Raw genomic sequence first — 21,387 nt, forward strand, 5'->3', positions numbered from 1 at the left:
TTCAGTGCGTCAGCCTGGCAATGTCTTCGCGCCATTTCAAAACACTGTGCTCGATTTGCGCGAAGGCGAGTTCAAAAATGACTCGATGCCGCCGATACGGATCCACGATATCGAGCTGCTCATGCTCGCCCAGACGAAAAACCTTTCCCCTCGCAGAAGGGAATCGATCGAGAATCACCGTACGCTGAGTATTCGTCATGGCCAGCACTACATCTGCTGCGCGTACGTGTTCGTCGCTGAGTGCCTCGGCCAGGTGACCGCTAATGTCCACGCCGTGCTCGCGCGCAATCTGAACGGCGAGCGGATCCGCGTGCCTGCCAACGAGCGCTCGCGTACCTGCTGAACTCACTGAGACGTAAGGCAGCGCCCGTTCGAGAATCGCTCGCGCAACCGGACTGCGACAAACATTCCCCTCGCACACCATCAAAACCCCAATCATTTCGCAATCACCCCCGCAGTCAACCCCGTGCTAATCAACGGCATCAGCAGACTCAGCACACGATTGAAGCGAACGAGGCCGCTGCCATCGACATACACCACGTCTTTCGGTTGCAATTCGAAATCCTTGGCGAGCAGCATCGCGACCGGTGAATGGCCGTCGAGGTGGAACACCTGCGGCGTGCCCGTCAGGGAACCGCGAATCACGAACATCTGAGCAGCGTCCGCCGTAGAAGCATTGACACTGCCGGCCTGCGAGAGTGCGTCGGCCAACGTCATGCGCCCGGTCCGCCGCGGAATTGCCGAGACCGGTTTGTTCACTTCGCCCATCACATACGCGTCGTTTTCGTCGCGCGACACGACGCGCAGCAGGTCGCCGGGTTTCAGGTAGAGGCGCGACGGGCTCAATCCCTGGGCAAGCATTTGCGTCAGATTCACGCGGTGAGACTGATCTCCACGCACCAGAACGAGGTCGCTCTGGTCGGCCGTTTCGCTGAATCCGCCGGCGCGGCTGACTGCTTCGTAAAGTGTCATGGGCACGTCGTTGACGGCCAATGCGCCGGGGCTATGCACTTCGCCGTCGACGTAGACCTGGTGCGCACGGTAAGACGCCATCCGCACGGTGACTTGTGGCTTGACGAAGTATTTTGCGAGCGCGCCGCTCAGGCGTTGCTGTATCTCTTCGGTGCGCAGACCGATCACGCGCAGCGTGCCTGCATACGGGAACGTCAGGCCGCCATTCTGATCGACGACGAATCCAGCAAGCGGATCTCCCGACCGCGACGATGATTGTGTTTGCGATGAACCAAGTGCGGCCGCAAATTCCGGGTGATCCCAAACGACGATTTGCAGCACGTCGCCCGGCCCGACCGCGTATGCCTGCGGCGCTCCAGAGAGCAATTGCGACAGTTCGAGCTGCTGTTGCTTGCGGCTTTTCGCCAACTGTGAGATCAGCGCCGCGTCGACCTCCGTTATCGCGATGTCGGGCGTGCTTGTGGTTGCATTCGCTTTTTCACTTGCTGCACTTTCGCCGGTTTCTTCAGCAACACTCGACGTACTGGACACGTCCGGCATGGCCTGCACACGAGACGTCTCCATCCGCATGCCCGGCGCCACTGCGCACGCGCTGGTCAACAGGGCTACCGCCGTCGTCAAAACCCCAAGCCTGAACGCCGGCCTGGTCAGAAATACCGCTAACATCGTGTTCAACCTATTCAAGCCAACGTGCCGAAGCGACGCTCGCGCTGTCCGACATTGGACAAATGTGATTCATATTCCATCGCGATATGCGCCTTTTCTACGCTGACTATTTCCCAAGCGATCGGCTCGCAGCCAGTCATAGAACCGCATTTCAATACGCATTCCGATGCAACAACCCTTTGACCACCGTCGCAAACACAATCCGCATATCCAACCCAAACGACCAGTTCCGCAAGTAATACAGATCGTGTTCCACTCGCGCCTGCATCTTCTCAACCCGATCCGTTTCCCCGCGAAAACCGTTCACCTGAGCCCACCCGGTAATCCCCGGCTTGATCCGGTATCGATGGATATACCCATCGACGATGCTCCGATACTGATCGTCATGTTCGATCGCATGCGGCCGCGGCCCGACCACCGACATTTCCCCGCGCAGCACATTCAAAAACTGCGGCAACTCATCAAGACTGGTGCGACGCAAAAATGCGCCGACACGAGTCACGCGTGGATCGCCACGCGTCGCCTGCCGAACCTCGCCAGGCCGCTCCACGTGCACGCGCATCGAACGAAACTTGTAAATGCGGAAGACGCGGCCGTCCGCGCCCTTGCGCCGCTGGGTGAACAACACCGGCCCCTTCGAAGTCACCTTGACGGCAATCGCGATCGACAGCATCAGCGGCAACAACGCCAGCAGCGCCACGCTCGCAAACAGCCGGTCGAAAACCGCCTTCTGAACCAGGGCGCACGGCGTCATCGGCGAGGCCATCAGATTGATGGCCGGTGCGCCAATCAGATAGACCATGTTCCGATCGAACATCGCCAGACTGCGCACGTCAGGAATGAAGCGCAAATTGACGAGATCGCCGCTGAATTCTTCAAGGATCCGCAGCACGGTGTCCTCTTCGGACATCGGCAACGCGAGCCATACCTCTTCGATCTGTTCACGGCGTACCCAGTCTGCGAATTCGCGCAGACGCTCGAACGACGGCAAGCCAGGAAACCCAGACCCGCTATCCTGTCGCGTGTTAAAAGCGGCAACCGCCCGAAAACCCGCATCGGGTGAGCCCATGATGTTGGCGATCACAGCGTCGCGATGCGCGCCGGTGCCAACCACAGCAACCATTCGCAAGTTGCGGCCGCCGCGTCTCATTCGACTGAGTACCGCATGCACCGCCAACCGCGAAACGACCAGCGCCGCAGCGGCGATCACGGTCCAGCTCACGCACCATAGCCGGGACACCGACGCAGCGCGATGCAGCAGAAACAACATCGCGAGACCACAGGCCTGCACCGCGACCCAGCCGAACACCAGGTTGACGCCCAAGCGCCATTTCGAGCGACCACGCCACGAGTCATACACGCCGAACCAGGGCAGCAGCAACACTGCGAACGCTATGTCGAGAGCGACGAATGCGCCTTCGAGAATCGACTGCCCCAGGCCAGGCTTGAACAGTAGCGCGGCCAGAGCCGCCGACAACGCGATCAACATCGCATCGAGCAGGCGCGCCAGCACGCTTTCCATCTCCGCCAAATCCCGGCCGGCGGTTTTTCGAATCACCGTGTGCATGAGATCCGGCCTAGCACGGAGCCGTCGATCCGACGCCTTGCAACTCACACACGGGTGCCACACGCAAGAACACGGCGGGATAGCTCACATCGACCTTTGACTTGATGGCACCGCTCTCAATAATTCGTTTGCGATGCTGCCTGCATGCGTAACTTCTTTATGAGGTCGCATTCTGCCCCTACGCAGATCGTGCGGACTTGAGAAATTTCCCAATCGACTAGGGGATTTGCCGGACTTCCCGCTCTGCTTTCCGCTTCGGTACAGTCCTATTCTTGCGTTGTCGGGTGTGCCGCCGTCCATAACCAATCCCTAATGCATTTATCGAGAAACTTTAACTATCTGCAATCGTCCCACCCCCGTATGCTCGAACAATGACCCGCAGACTGTGCACGGCGAGATACGGCATCGGGCAAACGACTATTCATCATCAGAGGAGCGGCATCATGAAGATCTGTATCTTCGGAGCGGGAGCGATCGGCGGCTTGATGGGTGTGCAACTCGCGCGCGCCGGTGCGGATGTGAGTTTCGTCGCGCGGGGCGCGCATCTCGCGGCAATGCGCGAACACGGCGCGCGTCTGATCATGGACGGCGAGACGTTCAGCGCGCCGGTACGCTGCACGTCCGATCCGCGCGAACTCGGCGTGCAGGACTTCGTGATCGTCACGCTAAAGGCGCATTCGCTGCCCGGCGTGGTCGATGCAATGCAGCCGCTGCTCGGCAAGCACACGGCCATCGTCACGGGCGTCAACGGCATTCCCTATTGGTACTTCTATCAGCACGGCGGCAGATTCGCCGGCACACGCCTCGCCAGCGTCGACCCGGACGGCGGTCAATGGACCAAGCTCGGTCCCGAACGCGCGATCGGCTGCGTGCTGTACCCCGCTGCCGAAATCGTCGAACCAGGCGTCATCAAGCACGTCTACGGCAAGAAATTCCCGATCGGCGAGCCGAGCGGAGAACACACGCCGCGAATTCAGCAATTGCACGAGATCATGCAGGCGGCGGGTTTCGATGCGCCGATCCGCGACAATATCCGCGACGAAATCTGGCTCAAGCTGTGGGGCAATCTGTGCTTCAACCCGATCAGCGCATTGACGCATGCCACGCTCGACGTGCTCACCAGCGACCCCGGCACGCGCGCGGTATCGCGCACCATGATGCTCGAGGCCAAGCGCATCGCGGATCAATTCGGCGTGCACTTTCGCGTCGACGTGGAAAAGCGTATTGATGGCGCGGGCGCGGTCGGCGCACACAAGACCTCGACCCTGGTCGACCTGGAGAACCGTCGTCCGATGGAGATCGATCCGCTGTTGACGGTGGTGCAGGAAATGGGCCGCCTCGTCGCCGAGCCCACGCCGACTATCGACGTCGTGCTGGCGCTCATCAAACTGCGCGAACGAATGGCGTTGCAGGGAGATTGAGATTCAGAAAGAGCGATCGGAAGATCGCTCTGCGCCGCATATCGGCAAGCGCAAACAAGAAAGGATCGAACGCCGCATGCGTTCGATCCTTTTTTTAATGCTACTGATCGATAGCGAGCCACACCGCCTTGGGTTCGGTGAAGTTTTCAATCGCGACGTCGCCGTGTTCGCGGCCGAACCCCGAGTCGCCCGACCCTCCCCATGGCAGACGCACATCAGTGTAGCCGTAGGTGTTGATCCACACGGTCCCTGCCTTCAGATCCCGCGCAACCCGATGCACCCGGCCGATGTCCGCGCTCCACACACCCGCGGCGAGGCTGTACAACGTGCCGTTGGCGATCCGTATCGCGTCGGCTTCGTCGTTGAAGCGAATCACGCTCGCCACCGGCCCGAAGATTTCCTCCTGCGAAATGCGCATTTCATGCTCGACGTTGGCAAACACAGTCGGCTCGACGAAGAAGCCGCGCTCGCCCACCCGCGCGCCGCCGGCCACGAGCGATGCGCCTTCGGCGCGGCCCGTGTCGACATAGCCCAGCACCGTCTTCATCTGCGCCGCGGAGATGAGCGGCCCCATCGACGTTTCGCGCGACGACGGATCGCCGACCTTGATCGCCTTCGCGCGCGCGGTGAGGCGCTCGACCACTTCGTCGTACACATCGCGATGGGCGAGAATGCGCGAGCCCGCCGAACACACCTGCCCGGTATTGAAGAAGATCCCCGACGCCGCGGCGCGGACCGCGTTGTCGAGATTCGCATCCGGAAAAATCAGGTTGGCCGACTTGCCGCCGAGCTCCAGCGTAACGCGCTTGAAATTGCCGGCCGCGCCTTGAAGAATGCCGCGCCCCACGGAGGGCGAGCCCGTGAACGTCACCTTGTCGATGCCGGGATGCGCGACCAGCGCATCGCCGACCACACGTCCCTTGCCGGTGACGATATTCAGCACGCCCGGCGGCACGCCCGCTTCGAGTGCAAGTTCGCCGATGCGAAGTGCCGTGAGCGGAGTGATCTCCGCGGGCTTGACGATCAGCGTACAGCCGCACGCGAGCGCCGGCGCGATCTTCCACATGCCGATCATCAGCGGGAAATTCCACGGCACGATCGCGGCGACCACGCCCACCGGCTCACGCAACGTGTACGTCAATGCATCGGGGCGCACTGGCACGACCTGACCGTTGATCTTGTCGCACCAGCCTGCGTAGTATTCGAGCGTATCGATCGCGGCCGGAATGTCCTGGCGCATCACCGCCGCGATCGGCTTGCCGGCATCGAGGCTTTCGAGCGCGGCGAGTTCCTCGAGATTCACGCGCATCAGGCCGGCGAGACGCATTAAAATGCGGCCGCGCTCGGCCGTGCGTATCGCGTTCCATACTTTCAATGCGGCGCGCGCCGCGCGAACCGCGGCGTCCACGTCGGCGGCACTGCCTTGCGCAACCAGCGCGATCGGCTCTTCGGTGGCGGGATTGATGTCGACGGAATATTCGCCGGTACCGGGCGGCAAGCGCTTGCCGTCGATCAGCAGATCATGGCGCCGGAGGTCGGTTTCAGTTTCCATCATGAAGCTCCTTGCTTGGATGTTGCATGGCTGAGTGCTTGCGAACCGGTTTTCCGGTAGAGGATCTAGGGTTCGTGGAGAACGGCGCCGTCGCGTGCAATGGTCTGCTTCGTGAATATCTGCGACGCGGACGGCGACACGTCGGTGGCATGCGAAATCCCGGAGAATTGTGCCCAGGCCGCCGCGGCGTTGGGTCGGAGGGAACGGTTGCGGCGATGCACGAGCACCGTCGCCAGATTCATCGCGGGCGCGAGCGGCCGGCTGACCAATGATGCGCCTATTGCGGGCCAATGCGTGTCGATGGGCAATATGCCGACGCCGAGCCCCAGTTCGATCATGCGCAGCACTGCCGCGACATGTCCGAGTTCCTGCACCGGCCGGCGCTTCACGCCGTTCGTGCTGAAGGCGAGTTCGAGCGCCGCGCGCACACCCGTGTCGGCGTTCAGCGTGACGAGCGCCCATTCGTGCAAGGCGCTCCATGCAACGCTGGTGTGGCGGGCAAGCGGATGCGCGGCCGGCATGACCGCATGGAGCGGCGTCGTGAAAACCGGTTGCGCGTGCAACAGGTCGCCAGCAAGAGGCTCAGCGAGCGAGACCACGCCGAAGTCCACCTCGCCTTGCTCGACACTCGCGAGCACGCCGCTTTGCGGCTGATCCCTGACGGAGACGGTCAGCTCGGGAAAGGCGGCCGCGCAGCGCGCGAGTCCCTGCGCCACCCAACTCGACGACAGCACCGGGTTGCTCGCCAGCACCACCACGCCAGTGTGCCGGTCGTAAGCGGCCCGCTCTTCGCGCAGCGTCAGTTCGATTTCGTCGAGCAGTCGGCCGATCCTTCGCTCGAGGCTCGCGCCCGCATGAGTCAGTTCGACCTGGCGCGTGGTACGGTCGAACAGCTTTAATTCGACGGCTTCTTCGAGTTCGCGCACGCAGCGGCTCACCGCCGATTGCGTCAGGTCGAACTCACGCGCCGCGCGCGTAAAACTCCGCTCACGCGCGACGGCGACAAACACCTTGAGTTGCTGTAACGAAACATTCATAACGTCACTGCCGGGTGTGGGCCATTACCCTATTCCCCTGTCTGCTCAGGCCAGTGACTCAGCCGCGAAGCCTTGCCATTGCCGGCGGCCGCCAGCACACCCTGAGGTTCGTTGTGCGATTCGATCCAGCGCGAGCGCATCGGCGCGAGTACGAATTTCGCCGAGATGCCCGCGACGATCGTCACGACGGCGGAGACGATGAAGACGAGATTCCAGCCACCCGTCGCCGACAGTACCGAAGCAACCGGCACCAGCAGCGAAGCCGTGCCTTTGGCAGTGTACAAGGTGCCTGCGTTCGCCGCGGCATATTTGCTGCCGAAGGTATCGGCACAGATCGCCGGGAAGATCGAGAAGATTTCACCCCAGAACAGGAAGATCAACGCGGCGAACGTCATGAACGCATAGGGGTTGGTCCCGTATTGCATCAAGCCGAGCAGCGCGAGGCCCTCGCCGATAAAGATCACGAACATCGTGTTTTCACGGCCGAGCTTGTCGGAGATGAAGCCGCACAGCGGACGCGTGAATCCGTTGCATACGTTGTCGATGGAAAGTGTGGCGGTCAGCAGCGGCAAGGTCATGCCGAAGATCGTCATCGGGATGCGTGCGAGGCCCCAGTCTTTCGCGATCGGACCGATCTGCGCGGTCGCCATCAAACCACCCGCGGCCACTGCCACGAACGACACGTAGATCAGCCAGAACACCGGCGTCTTGATCATCTGACCCGGTGTGAAGTCCACCTTCGAGACGGCGAACTTCTTCTTCGCCGCGGCTTGCGGACGCAGGTTCGGTTTCTTCAGCAATAGCGCGAGCGCCAGAATGCAGCCGCCTTGCAGAATGCCGAAGAAGAAGAACGTGTGCTCGTAGCCCGAACGCGTAATCATGTTGGCGATCGGAATCACCGTCACCGCCGCGCCCGCGCCGAAGCCAGCTGCCGTGAGACCCGCGGCAAGTCCGCGGCGGTCAGGAAACCATTTCAACGCATTGCCCACGCACGTGCCGTACACCCCACCCGCGCCGATCCCGGCGATGACCGCGGAAACGTACAGCATCGGCAAGGTCGTGATATACGAATTCATCACCCATGCAAGGCCCGCGCAAATGGCGCCGCCCGCGACCACGGGGCGGGGTCCGAACCTGTCGACGAGCCAGCCTTCGAGCGGCACGAGCCACGTTTCAGTGAGGATGAAGATCGCGAAGGCGAGCTGAATGGACGCTTCGCCCCAGTGATGCCGCGCGTTCATCGGTGTGACGAACAACGTCCAGGCGTATTGAAGATTGGCAACGAGTGCCATGCACACCATGCCGATGACAAGTTGCCACCAACGGTTCGCCCAAAATGCGCCGGTCGTAGTCTGCTGACTGATATCGTCCATGAGCCTTGTCTCCACTATTTATCTGGTGCAGGCGGCCGACGTCCCGGAGGAAGTCCCTCGGGGACACACCGCGCTGTATGCGCCCATCTTATGGTTATGACCCGAAAAGCCGTCCTCTCCGGGAATATTTTGATATTTTCTTCTTTAATCCGCTGCTTTAAAACAGACGGACTTAAATCATCGCTTTATGGGAAGTGCTTTATTCCGATCAATTAATGCCTTTTACACCACGAGGCGCCGGCTGCCCCGTCCTTCAGGCCTCGAATCCAAGCGTTAACCCGAGTATTTCGCCGCTTCTTCCCGGTGACAATTCCGCTTTCTTATACAGAGTCATGCTAGGGTCATTGCTGAATTACTAATAATTAAAGTTTGTTATTATGTTGATTCACATTTGTTTATACATCGGTCATGACGATGCGGAATGCAACTCTGCGGCAACTGAAGGTTTTCGAAACGGTGGCACGGCACCTGAGCTTCTCGCGCGCCGCCGAGGAATTGCATCTCACCCAGCCGGCCGTCTCCACCCAGGTGCGGCAACTCGAAGAACACGCCGGGCTGCCGCTGTTCGAACAGCTCGGAAAAAAGATCTATCTGACGCCGGCTGGCACCGAAATGCTTCACTACAGCCGCGCGATCATCCAGCAGTTTCATGAAGTCGACGAAGCGATGAGCCAGCTCAAAGGCGTCTCCGGTGGCAAGCTGAATGTTGCGGTGATCAGCGCCGGCGACTACTTCTTTCCGCGACTGCTCGCCGAATTCACGCGCCGCTATTCCGGCGTCGTGCTCAACCTCGCCGTGCACAATCGCGAGGAACTGCTGCATCAGCTCGCCACCAACCAGACCGATCTCGCGGTGATGGTGCGCCCGCCCCACGAGACCGACGCGACCAACGAACCGTTCGCGCCGCACCCGTATGTGATCGTGGCGGCGCCCACGCACCCGCTTGCCAATAAGCGCAACATCAAGTTCAGCCAACTGGCGAACGAAGCCTTTATCGTGCGGGAGCGCGGCTCGGACACATGGAATTCGATGGAAGAAGGCTTCGCCGGGCGTCTTTCGAATCTCAAGATCGCCATGGAGATCAAAAGCACCGAGACGATCAAGCAGGCCGTGATCGCGGGTATGGGCATCGCCTTTCTGTCCGCGCATACCATCAGCCTCGAATTGCAGCTCGGCCATCTGGTCGTGCTCGATGTCGAGAGCTTTCCGGTCATGCTCAACTGGTACGTGGTGCATCGAAAGAACAAACGGCTGCCGCCGGTTGCGGTCGCTTTCAAACGCTTCCTGATGGAGGAAGGCGCGAATCTGATCGAGAAGATCACGCGCGTCAGGGAATTGAGCGTGTATAAGCAGTAGGCTATGGAGAACCATTGAAACTTTAACTATTGCAGATTCGTCAGGACTTCTATGCTGCAAGCGAGTTCTATCACTCGTCAGCCTAGGAGGCCGGTCATGAATCATGCTTCGGTTGAGTCTCATCCCAACGCGCACACTGCCCGTGTTGCCGCGATCCATCTCGACGATGCACACCTGAGCGCGTATAACGCCGCCTTCAGCGACCTCGGCCTGCGCTTCCGCTGGGATCGCGCCACGCTCGACGTGCTCAAGGAATTCAACGGCGAGGCGGCGCGTATCACCGCGTACATCGAGCGGTTTCACGCCCATCTCCACCGAGCCTACGACGCCGATTTTCTCGCTCAAATGATTCTGCACAAGAAAGCCCAGTACTTCAGCAAGTTCGCGGTGGCGGGCGACTGAAGGCGTCGGCGGGATCTTCTCGATCTCGCCCAGGGTCGCGCCTGCCAGTCGAGGGGTGAGTGCATTCATGGCGCGCGCCGTGTTGTGTCGCGCGCCGGCCGATGGCGGGCGAAAGCACGCTGCCGCGCTTCCCCATGTGTGCCATGACTCCCGTTTCGACGATGCGGGTAGGCTGCCGTGCGCACGCTGTCTGGTGCTGCGTCGCGCAGTGTCCAAGCCTGCTCTTCCCCACCGCGCCATTCGATTCGTGACAACAGGCCGCGCTTGCCCATCGTCAGGCTATGGCAACGCGCGGCAAAGGCGAGTTCGCTTGAATCGTGACCATGCTCGTGGCTGTCGGCATACTCGCGGCTCAGCATGAGATGCACACCCATCGCACAAGCCAGCGCGCTCATCGCGAGTAGCGCGGCGAGTCCGAATGGCTGCGCCTGTTCCGTCACGAATCCATAGCCGAGCCAACCGCACAGCAGCAGCGCAAACAGGTTGACGATGCCGTGCCCCGGACGCACCATCACGCCGCGCTGCAGCGTACCGCGCAGTTTGCAGAACGCAATGGCCGACGTGGCAAAGATCAACGCGCCGATGAACACGGCAACATAGAGTTCGACACGCTCGACATTCGCCTGCGCCGCCGCCGACAGATAACGCGCGAAGCCGCCCGACATGACAGCGAGCCCCATGCTGCTGCCCAACAGCGCAACGAGGCGCGGGCGCCGTGCCAGGTTGCGCCGGCGCACCAGCCATGCGCCGAGCACCGCGCCGGCGACCGCGGCGCCGACCACGCCGTTGCTCGCGCCCATGCCGGCTGCGAAAAGCCCCGCGAGCGTGGCGGCCAATGCGCCGGCCTGCCAGTCCGGGCGGCGCTTCGGTCGCCGTTCGAGCGGCAGTTGCCCGACCGCGGCAAGCGCAACGGCCAATACGGAAGCAAACACGACAGCCAGCGAACACCACACAGTACTGTCAAACGCTAGCGGCATGCGTGCTCCTCCGTGTTGCGATGCATGGGATCGGGGCCGATGGATCGCGGGATCAGTCAACCGTTCAGACAGCGCCTGTCGCGACCGGCTCCGCGCCCACCGCGGCGCCCGCGCGCGCGGCGCTCAAGGTATTGCTCAGCGTGCCGATCCCGTCGACTGTGATCGACACCGTTGCGCCATCCTTGATCGACCCGACGCCGACCGACGTGCCGCACGCGATCACGTCGCCGGGCTCGAGCGCCAGATCCTGCGAGATGAGGCTCACCTGCTCAGCCGGCGAGAAAACCATGTCGGCGAGCGGATAGTTTTGCCGCTCCACGCCATCCAGCATTGTCAGAAGGCGCGCTTGCTGCCAGTCGAAACCGGAGACGATCGCCGGTCCGATACAGCAAAACGTATCGAAACCTTTCGCCCGGCACCATTGCGGAAAGTGCGGATTCTCGTTCAGCAGATCGGCGGCGGTGACGTCGTTGACGAGCGTGTAGCCGAAAATCGCCTCGGCCGCTTCTTCGACACTCGCGTCGCGGCAGCGACGCCCGATCACAATGCCGAGCTCGCCCTCATAAACGATCTTGCCCGCGTAGCTGAGTGGCCGCCGGATCGGTTCACCCGCGCCGATCACCGAACCCGCGGGCTTGAGCAGGAAAAGCGGATGCGCGGGCACGGGCTTGTCGAGCTTCGCCGCCAGCGCGTGATAGTTGTTCCACAACGCGACGACCTTGCCGGGCGCGCACGGAGCGAGCGGCGTCAGCGCGCGCGTCGACAGCACGGCCCCGGTTGGCACCGGGTGGTCCAGGCTTTCATACTCGTGCAGATAACCGCCTTCCACACGGCCGAACACGACGCCGCCGTCGCCCGACATGAACCGCATCCACGTATCCATACGTTGCTCCCTGTTCATCTAGATCGCGCCGGCAGTGCGCAATGCACTGATCTGCTCAGTCGAATAGCCGAGTTCAGCCATGACTTCGTCGGTATGTTCACCGAGCAGCGGTGAGCGTGTGACCTCGGTCGGACTGTCGGACAGTTTGATAGGATTGCCAACCGTCAGATACTTCCCGCGCGTCGGATGATCCACTTCGACAATCGTGCCGGTTTTGCGCAGCGAAGGTTCTTCGGCAATTTCCTTCATCGACAGAATCGGTCCGCACGGAATGTCGTACTTGTTGAGAATCTGCATGGCCTCGAACTTGGTCTTCGTCATGGTCCAGCGCTCGATCTCCGCGAAGATGTCCTTCAGGTGTGGCAGACGCGCGGCGGGCGTCGCGTAATCGGGATGCGTGGCCCACTCTTCCTTGCCGATCACATTGCAGATCTTCGCCCACACCGGCGCCTGCGTGATGAAGTAGATATACGCGTTGGGGTCCGTCTCCCAACCCTTGCACTTGAGAATCCAGCCCGGCTGACCGCCGCCGGACGCATTGCCCGCGCGCGGCACCGCTTCGCCGAACTCTCCGTTGGGATATTGCGGATACTCTTTCATCACGCCGGTGCGTTCGAGCCGCTGCTGATCGCGCAACTTCACGCGGCACAGATTGAGCACGCCATCCTGCATCGCCGCAAGTACGCGCTGGCCGCGTCCGGTGTGCGTGCGCTGATAAAGCGCCGTGACAATGCCGAGCGCCAGATGCAAGCCAGTGCCGCTGTCGCCGATCTGCGCGCCCGTCACGACCGGCGGCCCGTCGTCGAAGCCTGTCGTCGAGGCCGCGCCGCCCACGCATTGCGCGACGTTCTCATAGACCTTGCAGTCCTCGTATGGCCCAGGGCCGAAGCCCTTCACCGAAGCGACGATCATGCGCGGATTCAACTCCTGAATCCGCTCCCACGTGAAGCCCATGCGGTCCAGCGCGCCCGGCGCGAAGTTCTCCACCAGCACATCGCATGTCTGGATCAGCGCTTCGAGCACCTGCTTGCCTTCGGGGTTCTTCGTATCGATCGTGACCGAACGCTTGTTGTGGTTGAGCATCGTGAAGTAGAGGCTGTCCACATCGGGAATATCGCGCAACTGCTCGCGCGTGATGTCACCCGCGCCCGCCCGTTCCACCTTGATCACGTCCGCGCCGAACCACGCAAGCAGTTGCGTGCAGGTGGGTCCGGATTGCACATGTGTGAAGTCGAGAATGCGCACACCGTCGAGTGCTTTGCTCATGTCCTGTCTCCTGTCTCCTGTCGACCAGAGTTGGCGCTTCAGCGCCTTACTCTGGTCTCATGCAACATGGTTGTTGAAGGTGGCGTCTTATTTGTACACGGTCTGGTTGCGGGTCTCCAGCGCATACACGCGCGTGTCGACGCAAATATTGGCGACCGCCGGGCGGCCCGTGCGACGGTTCGCTTTGCGAGCACGCTGCAAGGCGTCGGCAGTGCGCGCCTCCTGCATGGTCGGGTGTTCGCGCATCGTGCCCATGGCTGGATGCAGGGATGACACAACTGCAGACATAGTCGGCTCCTGGTCAAGCAATTACGCAAAGGCTTGTCGGTGAACGCGTTTCGAGACGTGCGTCCCATTGGCATCACTTAGTCTGCCCCACACCGTATGTGATATATCAAAGTCAATCAAGCTAGTTTTTCCACGCAACTTTCGACGCGCTTTCTGCATCCGTTGCCTGTCTGGCGTGTCTTTGCGGCAAAAAACGCTGACGATCTCCGGTCGGTTCGAGGGAAAACACCGACGTCGTCTTTTCGTCTGCGTCTTTTGATATATCACATACCATATTTCACCGACCGTCAAGCGAGGTTTATCCCGCATCGCTCGCGAGGCCGCACGTCATCAGCGTTTTGGCGCAAACAAAAAGGCCCGCGGCGTTTCCACCGCGGGCCCTTCTTATCCACCTTCGCCAATCAAATGCGGCCTACGCGGCCTACCGTCAATCCAGAAAATCGCAATTCGCCTCGACAAACGCGGCGAGATCCAGCGAGTGCTGACGCGTGAGACGCTCGGCCAGTTCGGTATCCCGTTGTTCCAGCGCCTCGATAATGCGCAGATGATCGGCGATCGACCGCGAAGCGCGGTCGCTCTGCGAAATGGTCATGCGGCGAATCGCGCGCACGTGGATGAAGATATTCTTGATCGTGTCGAGAATGATCCCCGACTTGGATAACTCGACGATCGCCTGATGAAACGCGATGTTGGCGTCCGAATACTCGGCGATGTGCTCAGCCGGCGTCGCATCGCGAAAATTGTCGAACATGTGGCGCAACCGGGCGATTTCCTCGTCCGTGGCGTGCAGCGTCGCCAGACGCGCCGCCATGCTTTCGAGCGCGGCCCACATCTGGATCATCTCGACGATTTCGCGCTTGCTCTTGCGCACGATATAGATGCCGCGCCGCGGCACCATGCGCAGAAAACCCTCCTGCTCCAGCAGCGTCATGGCCTCGCGCACCGGCGTGCGGCTGACGCCGAGCGATTCGCTCAGCACGCGCTCGTCGAGACGGATTTCCTCGCGGTTCTGGTAGATGTCCGCGTCGGCGATGGCCTGGCGGAGCATGGCATACGCCTGATCGCGCAAGCTCGCGCTCGCGCCGATCGGCTGCAATGACAACGTCAACGGTGTGGCCACTGCTTCAGTTTGAAGTTCTGACGACATTCATCGCCTCTTGTTGAACACGCGCACGATACGGCGCTGCCGCTACTGCCACGCGCTGCTCGCCCAGACCAACGAAGCGACCATGTTGCGCTGCCAGCTGCGCGACCGGTTGCGGAACCCAGCGAGTCAGCAGCACAGTGGCGGCAGAGCCCAAACCTACGAAAGCGACGGCGAGCAGCGAGAGAGGAACAACTTCCATTTGTAACTCCGAATGATTGAGTGATTGAATGACTCAATCATATGCTGCAATGCCGCAAAAATCAATATTCCGTATGTAGTATATCAGACACTGTTGTTTTCCGGATTGCATCCTCAAGGTAGCACGGGCTGCTCTGCGGCGCTTCAACTGCCTTGTTGAACGCGTAGGGCGTGGGGTAGATGCGGAAAATGCGCCGTGCGCGCAGCCGCGTTCGCACGTTCACGCCGTTCATCGCGGTCGCATCCGGTAGTTTATTCCGGACAGCCGCCCGCCAAGCCGCGATTCGACAAATTGCGGTCGCCTTTCACCAGGCAAACACCTTATGTATTTGCATCTCATATTGCCAAGGAATTGGTCGCACCCTATTGTTCGACCATGCTGGTTTCGCCGCGAATTAGAGCACGTCATATGCAATCAAAACACATATATTGACGGCATCAAAAAGCCACCACATTACGCCGCGAAATCTCCAGCATTTGGTGTGAAACGCCGATAAGAACTAATTCGTCACCCCGGAGACCGACCATGAGCAGTATCACAGAGCCGAGCGGGAGTTCAGGCTCCGCCCCCTTCTTTTCCAAACAGGCCACCGTTGCGAAGCCAGGCTTTTCACGCTGGATGGTTCCGCCCGCGGCCCTCGCCGTCCACCTCTGTATCGGCCAGGCGTATGCCTTCTCGGTGTTCAACGGCCCGCTGACCAAAGTCATCGGCATTACACAATCCAGCGCGGATGACTGGTCGCTGACGTCGCTCGGCTGGATCTTTTCGCTGGCGATCGTATTCCTCGGTTTGTCGGCGGCCTTCGCCGGCAAGTGGCTCGAACGCGTCGGCCCGCGCCGGACGATGCTTACCGCCGCATGCTGCTTCGGCGGCGGCTTCCTGGTTTCCGCGCTCGGCGTGTATCTGCATCAGATCGTGCTGCTCTATCTCGGCTACGGCGTGATCGGCGGAATCGGGCTGGGCCTCGGCTACGTGTCGCCGGTGTCCACGCTGATCCGTTGGTTCCCGGATCGCCGCGGCATGGCGACGGGCATGGCGATCATGGGCTTCGGCGGCGGCGCGATGATCGCCGCGCCGCTGTCGGTGGCGTTGATGAACCACTTCCGCAGCGCGACCAGCATCGGCGTGGCCGAAACGTTCGTCGTGCTCGGCATCGCCTACTTCATCTCGATGACGATCGGCGCACTCGCGATCCGCGTGCCGCCGGCGGACTGGAAGCCGGCCGGCTGGACGCCGAACGCGACCGGTCAAAGCAAGATGATCTCGCGCAACCATGTGCATATCGATCAGGCGTTGAAGACGCCGCAGTTCTATCTGATCTGGCTCGTGCTGTTCCTGAACGTGACGGCCGGCATCGGCATTCTGGGCCAGGCTTCGGTGATGATTCAGGAGAGCTTCAAGGATACGGTGACGGCGGCCGCCGCGGCCGGTTTCGTCGGCCTGCTGTCGCTCTTCAACATGGGCGGCCGTTTCGTGTGGGCGTCGGCGTCGGACTGGATCGGCCGCAAGAACACCTACTTCATCTTCTTCGCGCTCGGCGCGGTGCTGTACTACCTCGTGCCGGGCTTCGCAGCGTCGGGGCACATCGCCCTCTTCGTGCTCGCCTACTGCGTGATCCTGACGATGTATGGCGGCGGCTTCGCCACCGTGCCGGCGTATCTCGCAGACATGTTCGGCACCGCATTCGTCGGCGGCATTCACGGACGTCTGTTGACGGCGTGGGCCGCGGCGGGCGTCGCCGGTCCGGTGCTGGTGAACTACATTCGCGCCTATCAAGTCGCGCAAGGCGTGGCCAAGGCGGATGCCTACACGATGACCGTTCACATCATGGCCGTACTGCTGGTAGTCGGCTTCGTCTGCAACCTGCTGATCAAGCGCGTGGACGACAAACACCACATGACCGACGCACAACTCGCCAAAGGCGCCTAAGGAGACTCGCATGTCGACCGTTCAAGTCGTGAATCAGACCAGCAAGGTCAAACTCGCCGTCTTCTGGCTGTATGTGACGCTGCCGCTCGCATGGGGCGTGGTCAATACGCTCTCGCAGGCGATGAAGCTCTTCAAGTAAATGTCGCCCGGCACCCCGCGCGTTCAGACGACGGGGTGCCTCCAGCGAGCGTGACTCGTTGACTATCTACCGGCGCGTTACGGACGCGCCGATCGCGCGCCTCCCTGCTACCACTGATACGCCGCACCGGCCGTGACCGCGGTCGTGGCGGAACTGATGCCCGCACCGAGCTTCACTTTCAAACTCTGCGTGACGCGCGCCGACAGACCCACCGCCACCGCCTGATACCCCTTGTAACCGGCCGTTCCGACGCCGATTGCGAGGTTCTTGGTGGCATCGACTTCCGGGATCGAGGTCAGCGCCAACGCCGACGCCGTTCCTGAGTAGGCATTGCGCGCCATGTCGCTCAAGCCGCCCTGGAACTGCTGCATGTTCACCGCATCGGTGGGCGCCTGGCCTGGTGCGACGTTCGTGATGCGTCGCTCGTTGCCGGACGAGCCCACGGAAACCGTGTTCGTCACATCAGCCACCGAGCCCTCGCCGATCGCCACCGAGTTCGGCGCGGACGCTTTCGCGCCGCCGCCAATCGCCACCGAACCGTTGCCGATCGCCTGCGCGGCGTTGCCGGAACTGTTCACGGACACATAGGGACTGCCGGTGGTCTGATTGTTCTGCACCACCTGGACCATCTGGCTGAGACCGCTGACAGTCTGATTGGTGTTCCAGAGTTGAGCACCGGTCACCGCGTCGGTGCTGGTGGCCGATAGCGTGCCGTCCTGCAGATTGGTCAGTTGTACTTTCGGCGCATTGTCCGCCGTGCCGCCGAGCGTGATCCTGTCGTGCGCCGAACTGTCGTACTGCACCGCGTTCGCGACCGCGCCGTTGAGGTTGCCGATGGTGGTTTGCAGACCGGCAATATCGCTGCTGTTTTGCGTGACACGGCCATCCAGGTTGGTGATCGCGCTGCCGACATTGTTCACCACCGCGCCGCCCACGCGATACGACGGCGCCGTCACAGAACCGTCCGCGTTGACGGTCGACCCGCCGCCGAGCGCCACCGCGGTGCTCGCCGCCTGCGCGTACAGTTGCGCGCCGTTGACCGCGTCGTTGCTGGCGGCACTGACCGCGCCGGGCGCGACACCCGTGACGACCCGATTGCCCGCCATGCCGGCCATGTTGATCAGATTGCCGTCCGTCGTCGCGCCGACGTTGATGACACGCGACACCGTGTCTTGCGTGACCAAGCCGACGCCACCGGTCTGCATGTTCTGCTGCAAGGTGCTGAGGCCGTTGTCGAGCGAGCCGAGCGCGTCGCCGACTGTGGTCTGCGTGCCGCCTTGCATGTGATAGCTGGGGCCGGTCAGCGAACCATCGGCGTTGATCTGCGCGCCGCCGCCCAACGCGGCCACCACCGGCTTGAACTGGCCGAGATTGACCGCGGAGGCATCCGTCGTGCCCGCCGCGACGCCAGTCAGTTGGCGCGCACCGCCGGTGCCGGTGAAATCGATTCGGGCGCCGTCGGTGTCTTTCGCGACGGTCAGATTGCGCGACGTCCGATCCTGCTGAACGAGCCCAATCTCGCCATTGCTGATCTGGTTCGTGATGTTGCTCACGTCGCCTTCGATCGTCGTGGTGCGCTGATCCAGATTGCTGATGTTGGTCGTGTTATCGGTGACGCGCTGGTCGAGCTTGCTGATGTTCGTCGTGTTATCCGTGACGCGCTGATCGAGGTTGGTGATGCTGCCGGCGTTCTGCGTGACGGCCTGATTCGTAGCGAACAGTTGCGCGCCGTTGACGGCATCCGAACTGTCGGCAGCGAGATTCGCGGCGCGCACGTTGGTGATGCGAACCGGCGCGGCGGCCCCGCCCAACGTGACGCTGTCGTGTGAGGTGGAATCGTACTGAACGGCATCGGCGCCGGCCAGAGTGCTGGTCGTGACGGCGGCCGCGAGCGCGGAACCCACGTCGGTGTAAGTGCTTCCGCCAACGCGATACACAGGCTTTTTCAGCGACCCGTCCACGTTGACCGCCGAGCCGCCACCTAGTGCCGCCGCCGCGTCGGCCGTACCCGCATAGAGCTGCGCGCCGGTGACCGCCTCGCTGCTGGCAGCACTGATCGTACCGGGCGCCACGCCGGAGATCACGCGATTCCCGTCCGTGCCTGCCACGGTGACGCGAGTTCCGCCGGTGGCTGAGCCGATAAGAATGTCGCGAGAAGCGGGATTCTGCTTGACGAGGCCGATCGTGCCGATGTTGATCTGCGACTGCAACGACGACAGACCCGTGTCGAGCGAACTGAGCGCACTACCGACCGTAGTCTGCGTGCCGGCTTGCACGTGGTAAGTGGGGCCGGCTACCGAGCCGTTGGCAGTGACCGTTGCGCCGCCACCGAGCGACGCGACGGCCTGACCGAGTTGCCCCACATTCGCCGCCGAGCCCGCGGTCGTGCCCGCCGCCACGCCGAGCAGTTCACGCGCCCCCGCCGTTCCCGTGAAATCGACGTGCTTGCCGTCCGTGCCTTTTGCCACGGTCAGATCGCGCGAGACCGAGTCTTGCTGAAGCAGACCCGTCGTGCCGTTATTGATCTTATTGGTGATGTTGGTGATATCCGTGGTGTTTTGCGCGACCGCCTGATTGGTGCCGTAAAGTTGCGCGCCGGTCACGGCGTCTTTACTGGCGCCGCTCAACGTGGCATCCGCGACATTGGTCAGCTTGACGGGCGTGACCGTGTCGCCGAGCGTCGCCACGTCATGCCTCGGCGTGTCGTAGCGCAGCGAGTCGGCGCTGGCGCCGACGCTACCTGAAACGACCGCGGCGAGTGCCGCGCCGACATCGTGATAAGTTGTCCCGCCAACGGTATAGGCCGGTGCGACTATCGTACCGACGCTCGGGTCGACGAGCGCGCCACCGCCGAGCGCTTCGGTCACGGCGGCAAGCTGGCCGACGTTGACCGCGTCGGTAGGCCGCGCGCCGGCTGCGACATAGGCGATCCGGCGGCCTTGCGCGAGGCTGCCCACCGATATGACATTGGCGCGGTCGGCGATGGAGCCGGTGCCCAGCGCGACCGAGCCCGAGGCGGTGGCTGATGAATTGGAACCGATGGCCATCGAATCTTTTGCCATCGAGTTGACGTATGTGTTGTAGCCGATGGCCACGGATCCATTCGACGAGGCGCTCGCGAAAGAGCCAACCGATATCGTATTGTTTGCAGCTGAGCGGGAGTTGTACCCGATCGCTACCGAGTTATCCGAATAGGCCGCAACCGTCGACATCGCGCCAATGGCGGTCGAATTCACCGAGGCCGCCCCTGCCGCCGAACCGACTGCGGTCGAATAGTCGGACCCGGCAATCGAGGCCGCGCCAACCGTCAACGCGTTGTAGCCGGTTGCCGCGGCCGTCGGGCCGATGGCCATCGCGTTCATATCGGTCGACGCGCTGGTGGTAGTTCCGCGAACGACATTTGGACTGACGGCGATATAGTCGGTCACCGATGGAGCCGCGCTTGCGCCCAGCGAACTGGTCTGGATCGAACTGACAATGGACGGCCGCGCCGCCGCGGCAGCCGCCGGACTGCCGGTAAACACGCTTGCGTTGCTGATTGCGGCGGCCAGGTCCGCCGGCCTGGCTGCATCGGCCGTAGCCGGCACCGCGAGTCCAGCCGCCAGCGCCTCCGCGATGCTGAGACAGTCCTGTTCCGACGACGCACATTCCACGGCCGCCGCGGGTTGCGAAAACGCCAGCGCACTCAGCAGCCCGGCGCTCGCGGCCACCAGCGACCCGCGTACCGAAGCCCCTTTCGCACCACGGCCTTTCGCCACCTCGGACGCGGCTGCGTACGTGCCGGTCGTTTTGTTCCATACGGTCTTATAAGACTTGTTCAACATTCCTCCCAATCTTTTTATAGAAGATCCATGCACTAGGATTTTTACTACGCCATCCTAATTATTTAGCTCAAACCAATAGAAACTTAAGACAGCATTGCTACTTCGCCACGACACCAAGTCGCCGAACACAAATATACCTTGGAAAGCTATTTTTTAGCTTATATCGGAAAAACGGCATAGCCCGTTTAGGACTTAAAATGCCAAATCTCCTAAATCGCGCTCGTTGTTTTAGGCATTTATAAGCAACAGGTTCGATTTTTCGGAATCGGCGCATTCGATAGGGACAATTCCGGCAGAAGCTCCCAAGCTGGATGAACACCGACCGCAATGAGTCTACCGCCGACACTCAATCGGAAGTCATACAAGAGAACTACACATGAAGAGGCGAG

Annotated in this window: 18 protein-coding genes; 5 read left to right on the top strand and 13 right to left on the bottom strand. The window is 61.7% G+C overall.

The annotated features are described in order from the left end of the window. Position 1: 1 nt before the first annotated feature. The 3 genes from RI103_RS29385 to RI103_RS29395 all read right to left on the bottom strand — a co-directional run bounded on the left by RI103_RS29385 (position 2) and on the right by RI103_RS29395 (position 3,205). Entirely contained in the window at positions 2-439 is a 438-nt protein-coding gene (locus RI103_RS29385) for a low molecular weight protein-tyrosine-phosphatase (protein ID WP_310816099.1), read from the bottom strand. Next, on the bottom strand, positions 436-1,638 hold the full coding sequence (locus tag RI103_RS29390; protein ID WP_310816100.1) for a polysaccharide biosynthesis/export family protein: 1,203 nt from the start codon (positions 1,636-1,638) through the stop codon (positions 436-438). The genes RI103_RS29385 and RI103_RS29390 overlap by 4 nt, the downstream gene beginning before the upstream one ends. A 151-nt stretch (positions 1,639-1,789) precedes the next feature. Next, entirely contained in the window at positions 1,790-3,205 is a 1,416-nt protein-coding gene (locus RI103_RS29395) for an undecaprenyl-phosphate glucose phosphotransferase (RefSeq protein ID WP_310816102.1), read from the bottom strand. 443 nt (positions 3,206-3,648) lie between these two features. Between RI103_RS29395 and RI103_RS29400 the strand changes: the two genes are divergently transcribed. Then, positions 3,649-4,626: a 2-dehydropantoate 2-reductase gene (locus tag RI103_RS29400; protein ID WP_310816103.1), complete on the top strand. Its 978-nt coding sequence runs from the start codon at positions 3,649-3,651 to the stop codon at positions 4,624-4,626. 100 nt (positions 4,627-4,726) lie between these two features. Here the strand turns inward: RI103_RS29400 and RI103_RS29405 are convergent, their stop codons facing one another. From RI103_RS29405 to oxlT, 3 genes are all read right to left on the bottom strand, one after another. Then, entirely contained in the window at positions 4,727-6,178 is a 1,452-nt protein-coding gene (locus tag RI103_RS29405) for an aldehyde dehydrogenase family protein (protein ID WP_310818605.1), read from the bottom strand. Positions 6,179-6,243: 65 nt separating this feature from the next. Beyond that, entirely contained in the window at positions 6,244-7,215 is a 972-nt protein-coding gene (locus RI103_RS29410; RefSeq protein WP_310816104.1) for a LysR family transcriptional regulator, read from the bottom strand. A gap of 29 nt (positions 7,216-7,244) precedes the next feature. Beyond that, positions 7,245-8,588, bottom strand: coding sequence for an oxalate/formate MFS antiporter (oxlT, locus tag RI103_RS29415; RefSeq protein WP_310816106.1), 1,344 nt, complete (start codon positions 8,586-8,588; stop codon positions 7,245-7,247). Between the two features lie 408 nt (positions 8,589-8,996). Here oxlT and RI103_RS29420 point away from each other — a divergent pair, with 408 nt between their 5' ends. Together RI103_RS29420 and RI103_RS29425 are read left to right on the top strand one after the other, a co-directional pair. Beyond that, the gene (locus RI103_RS29420; protein ID WP_310816107.1) at positions 8,997-9,944 is read left to right on the top strand and encodes a LysR family transcriptional regulator; all 948 of its coding nucleotides are present in this window, start codon (positions 8,997-8,999) and stop codon (positions 9,942-9,944) included. A gap of 96 nt (positions 9,945-10,040) precedes the next feature. After that, positions 10,041-10,346, top strand: coding sequence for a hypothetical protein (locus RI103_RS29425; RefSeq protein WP_310816109.1), 306 nt, complete (start codon positions 10,041-10,043; stop codon positions 10,344-10,346). Between the two features lie 65 nt (positions 10,347-10,411). Here the strand turns inward: RI103_RS29425 and RI103_RS29430 are convergent, their stop codons facing one another. The 6 genes from RI103_RS29430 to RI103_RS29455 all read right to left on the bottom strand — a co-directional run bounded on the left by RI103_RS29430 (position 10,412) and on the right by RI103_RS29455 (position 15,106). Then, the gene (locus RI103_RS29430; RefSeq protein WP_310816110.1) at positions 10,412-11,323 is read right to left on the bottom strand and encodes an NAD(P)(+) transhydrogenase (Re/Si-specific) subunit beta; all 912 of its coding nucleotides are present in this window, start codon (positions 11,321-11,323) and stop codon (positions 10,412-10,414) included. A 64-nt stretch (positions 11,324-11,387) separates the two neighbouring features. Beyond that, positions 11,388-12,206, bottom strand: a complete 819-nt coding sequence (locus tag RI103_RS29435; RefSeq protein WP_310816112.1) for a fumarylacetoacetate hydrolase family protein — start codon at positions 12,204-12,206, stop codon at positions 11,388-11,390. 18 nt (positions 12,207-12,224) lie between these two features. Continuing rightward, positions 12,225-13,472 (bottom strand): formyl-CoA transferase, encoded by a 1,248-nt coding sequence (gene frc, locus RI103_RS29440; RefSeq protein WP_310816113.1) that lies wholly within the window; start codon positions 13,470-13,472, stop codon positions 12,225-12,227. Positions 13,473-13,559: 87 nt separating this feature from the next. Further along, positions 13,560-13,760, bottom strand: a complete 201-nt coding sequence (locus tag RI103_RS29445; RefSeq protein ID WP_310816114.1) for a hypothetical protein — start codon at positions 13,758-13,760, stop codon at positions 13,560-13,562. Between the two features lie 427 nt (positions 13,761-14,187). After that, complete coding sequence (locus tag RI103_RS29450) at positions 14,188-14,907, bottom strand: GntR family transcriptional regulator (RefSeq protein ID WP_310816115.1); 720 nt, start codon at positions 14,905-14,907, stop codon at positions 14,188-14,190. Then, a complete protein-coding gene (locus RI103_RS29455) occupies positions 14,885-15,106 on the bottom strand; it encodes a hypothetical protein (RefSeq protein WP_310816116.1) in 222 nt (73 codons plus the stop codon). Before RI103_RS29455 ends, RI103_RS29450 begins: the two co-directional genes overlap by 23 nt. Before the next feature lie 525 nt (positions 15,107-15,631). Here RI103_RS29455 and RI103_RS29460 point away from each other — a divergent pair. Both RI103_RS29460 and RI103_RS29465 read left to right on the top strand, forming a co-directional pair. After that, complete coding sequence (locus RI103_RS29460) at positions 15,632-17,035, top strand: OFA family MFS transporter (RefSeq protein WP_310816118.1); 1,404 nt, start codon at positions 15,632-15,634, stop codon at positions 17,033-17,035. A 10-nt stretch (positions 17,036-17,045) separates the two neighbouring features. Then, complete coding sequence (locus tag RI103_RS29465) at positions 17,046-17,174, top strand: oxalate:formate antiporter (protein ID WP_310816119.1); 129 nt, start codon at positions 17,046-17,048, stop codon at positions 17,172-17,174. 107 nt (positions 17,175-17,281) lie between these two features. Here the strand turns inward: RI103_RS29465 and RI103_RS29470 are convergent, their stop codons facing one another. Further along, positions 17,282-20,998 (bottom strand): YadA-like family protein, encoded by a 3,717-nt coding sequence (locus RI103_RS29470; protein ID WP_310816122.1) that lies wholly within the window; start codon positions 20,996-20,998, stop codon positions 17,282-17,284. Positions 20,999-21,387: the final 389 nt, after the last annotated feature.

It is taken from the genome of Paraburkholderia sp. FT54 (assembly GCF_031585635.1).
Lineage (GTDB): Bacteria > Pseudomonadota > Gammaproteobacteria > Burkholderiales > Burkholderiaceae > Paraburkholderia.

Bases quoted from the DNA above. Each gene is read 5' to 3' on its own strand.
- RI103_RS29450 (WP_310816115.1), bottom strand. From the start codon at position 14,907: ATGTCGTCAGAACTTCAAACTGAAGCAGTGGCCACACCGTTGACGTTG.
- RI103_RS29390 (WP_310816100.1), bottom strand. From the start codon at position 1,638: ATGTTAGCGGTATTTCTGACCAGGCCGGCGTTCAGGCTTGGGGTTTTG.
- RI103_RS29425 (WP_310816109.1), top strand. From the start codon at position 10,041: ATGAATCATGCTTCGGTTGAGTCTCATCCCAACGCGCACACTGCCCGT.
- frc (WP_310816113.1), bottom strand. From the start codon at position 13,472: ATGAGCAAAGCACTCGACGGTGTGCGCATTCTCGACTTCACACATGTG.
- RI103_RS29455 (WP_310816116.1), bottom strand. From the start codon at position 15,106: ATGGAAGTTGTTCCTCTCTCGCTGCTCGCCGTCGCTTTCGTAGGTTTG.
- RI103_RS29465 (WP_310816119.1), top strand. From the start codon at position 17,046: ATGTCGACCGTTCAAGTCGTGAATCAGACCAGCAAGGTCAAACTCGCC.
- RI103_RS29435 (WP_310816112.1), bottom strand. From the start codon at position 12,206: ATGGATACGTGGATGCGGTTCATGTCGGGCGACGGCGGCGTCGTGTTC.
- RI103_RS29395 (WP_310816102.1), bottom strand. From the start codon at position 3,205: ATGCACACGGTGATTCGAAAAACCGCCGGCCGGGATTTGGCGGAGATG.
- RI103_RS29405 (WP_310818605.1), bottom strand. From the start codon at position 6,178: ATGGAAACTGAAACCGACCTCCGGCGCCATGATCTGCTGATCGACGGC.
- RI103_RS29410 (WP_310816104.1), bottom strand. From the start codon at position 7,215: ATGAATGTTTCGTTACAGCAACTCAAGGTGTTTGTCGCCGTCGCGCGT.
- RI103_RS29385 (WP_310816099.1), bottom strand. From the start codon at position 439: ATGATTGGGGTTTTGATGGTGTGCGAGGGGAATGTTTGTCGCAGTCCG.
- oxlT (WP_310816106.1), bottom strand. From the start codon at position 8,588: ATGGACGATATCAGTCAGCAGACTACGACCGGCGCATTTTGGGCGAAC.
- RI103_RS29430 (WP_310816110.1), bottom strand. From the start codon at position 11,323: ATGCCGCTAGCGTTTGACAGTACTGTGTGGTGTTCGCTGGCTGTCGTG.
- RI103_RS29400 (WP_310816103.1), top strand. From the start codon at position 3,649: ATGAAGATCTGTATCTTCGGAGCGGGAGCGATCGGCGGCTTGATGGGT.
- RI103_RS29445 (WP_310816114.1), bottom strand. From the start codon at position 13,760: ATGTCTGCAGTTGTGTCATCCCTGCATCCAGCCATGGGCACGATGCGC.
- RI103_RS29470 (WP_310816122.1), bottom strand. From the start codon at position 20,998: ATGTTGAACAAGTCTTATAAGACCGTATGGAACAAAACGACCGGCACG.
- RI103_RS29460 (WP_310816118.1), top strand. From the start codon at position 15,632: ATGAGCAGTATCACAGAGCCGAGCGGGAGTTCAGGCTCCGCCCCCTTC.
- RI103_RS29420 (WP_310816107.1), top strand. From the start codon at position 8,997: ATGACGATGCGGAATGCAACTCTGCGGCAACTGAAGGTTTTCGAAACG.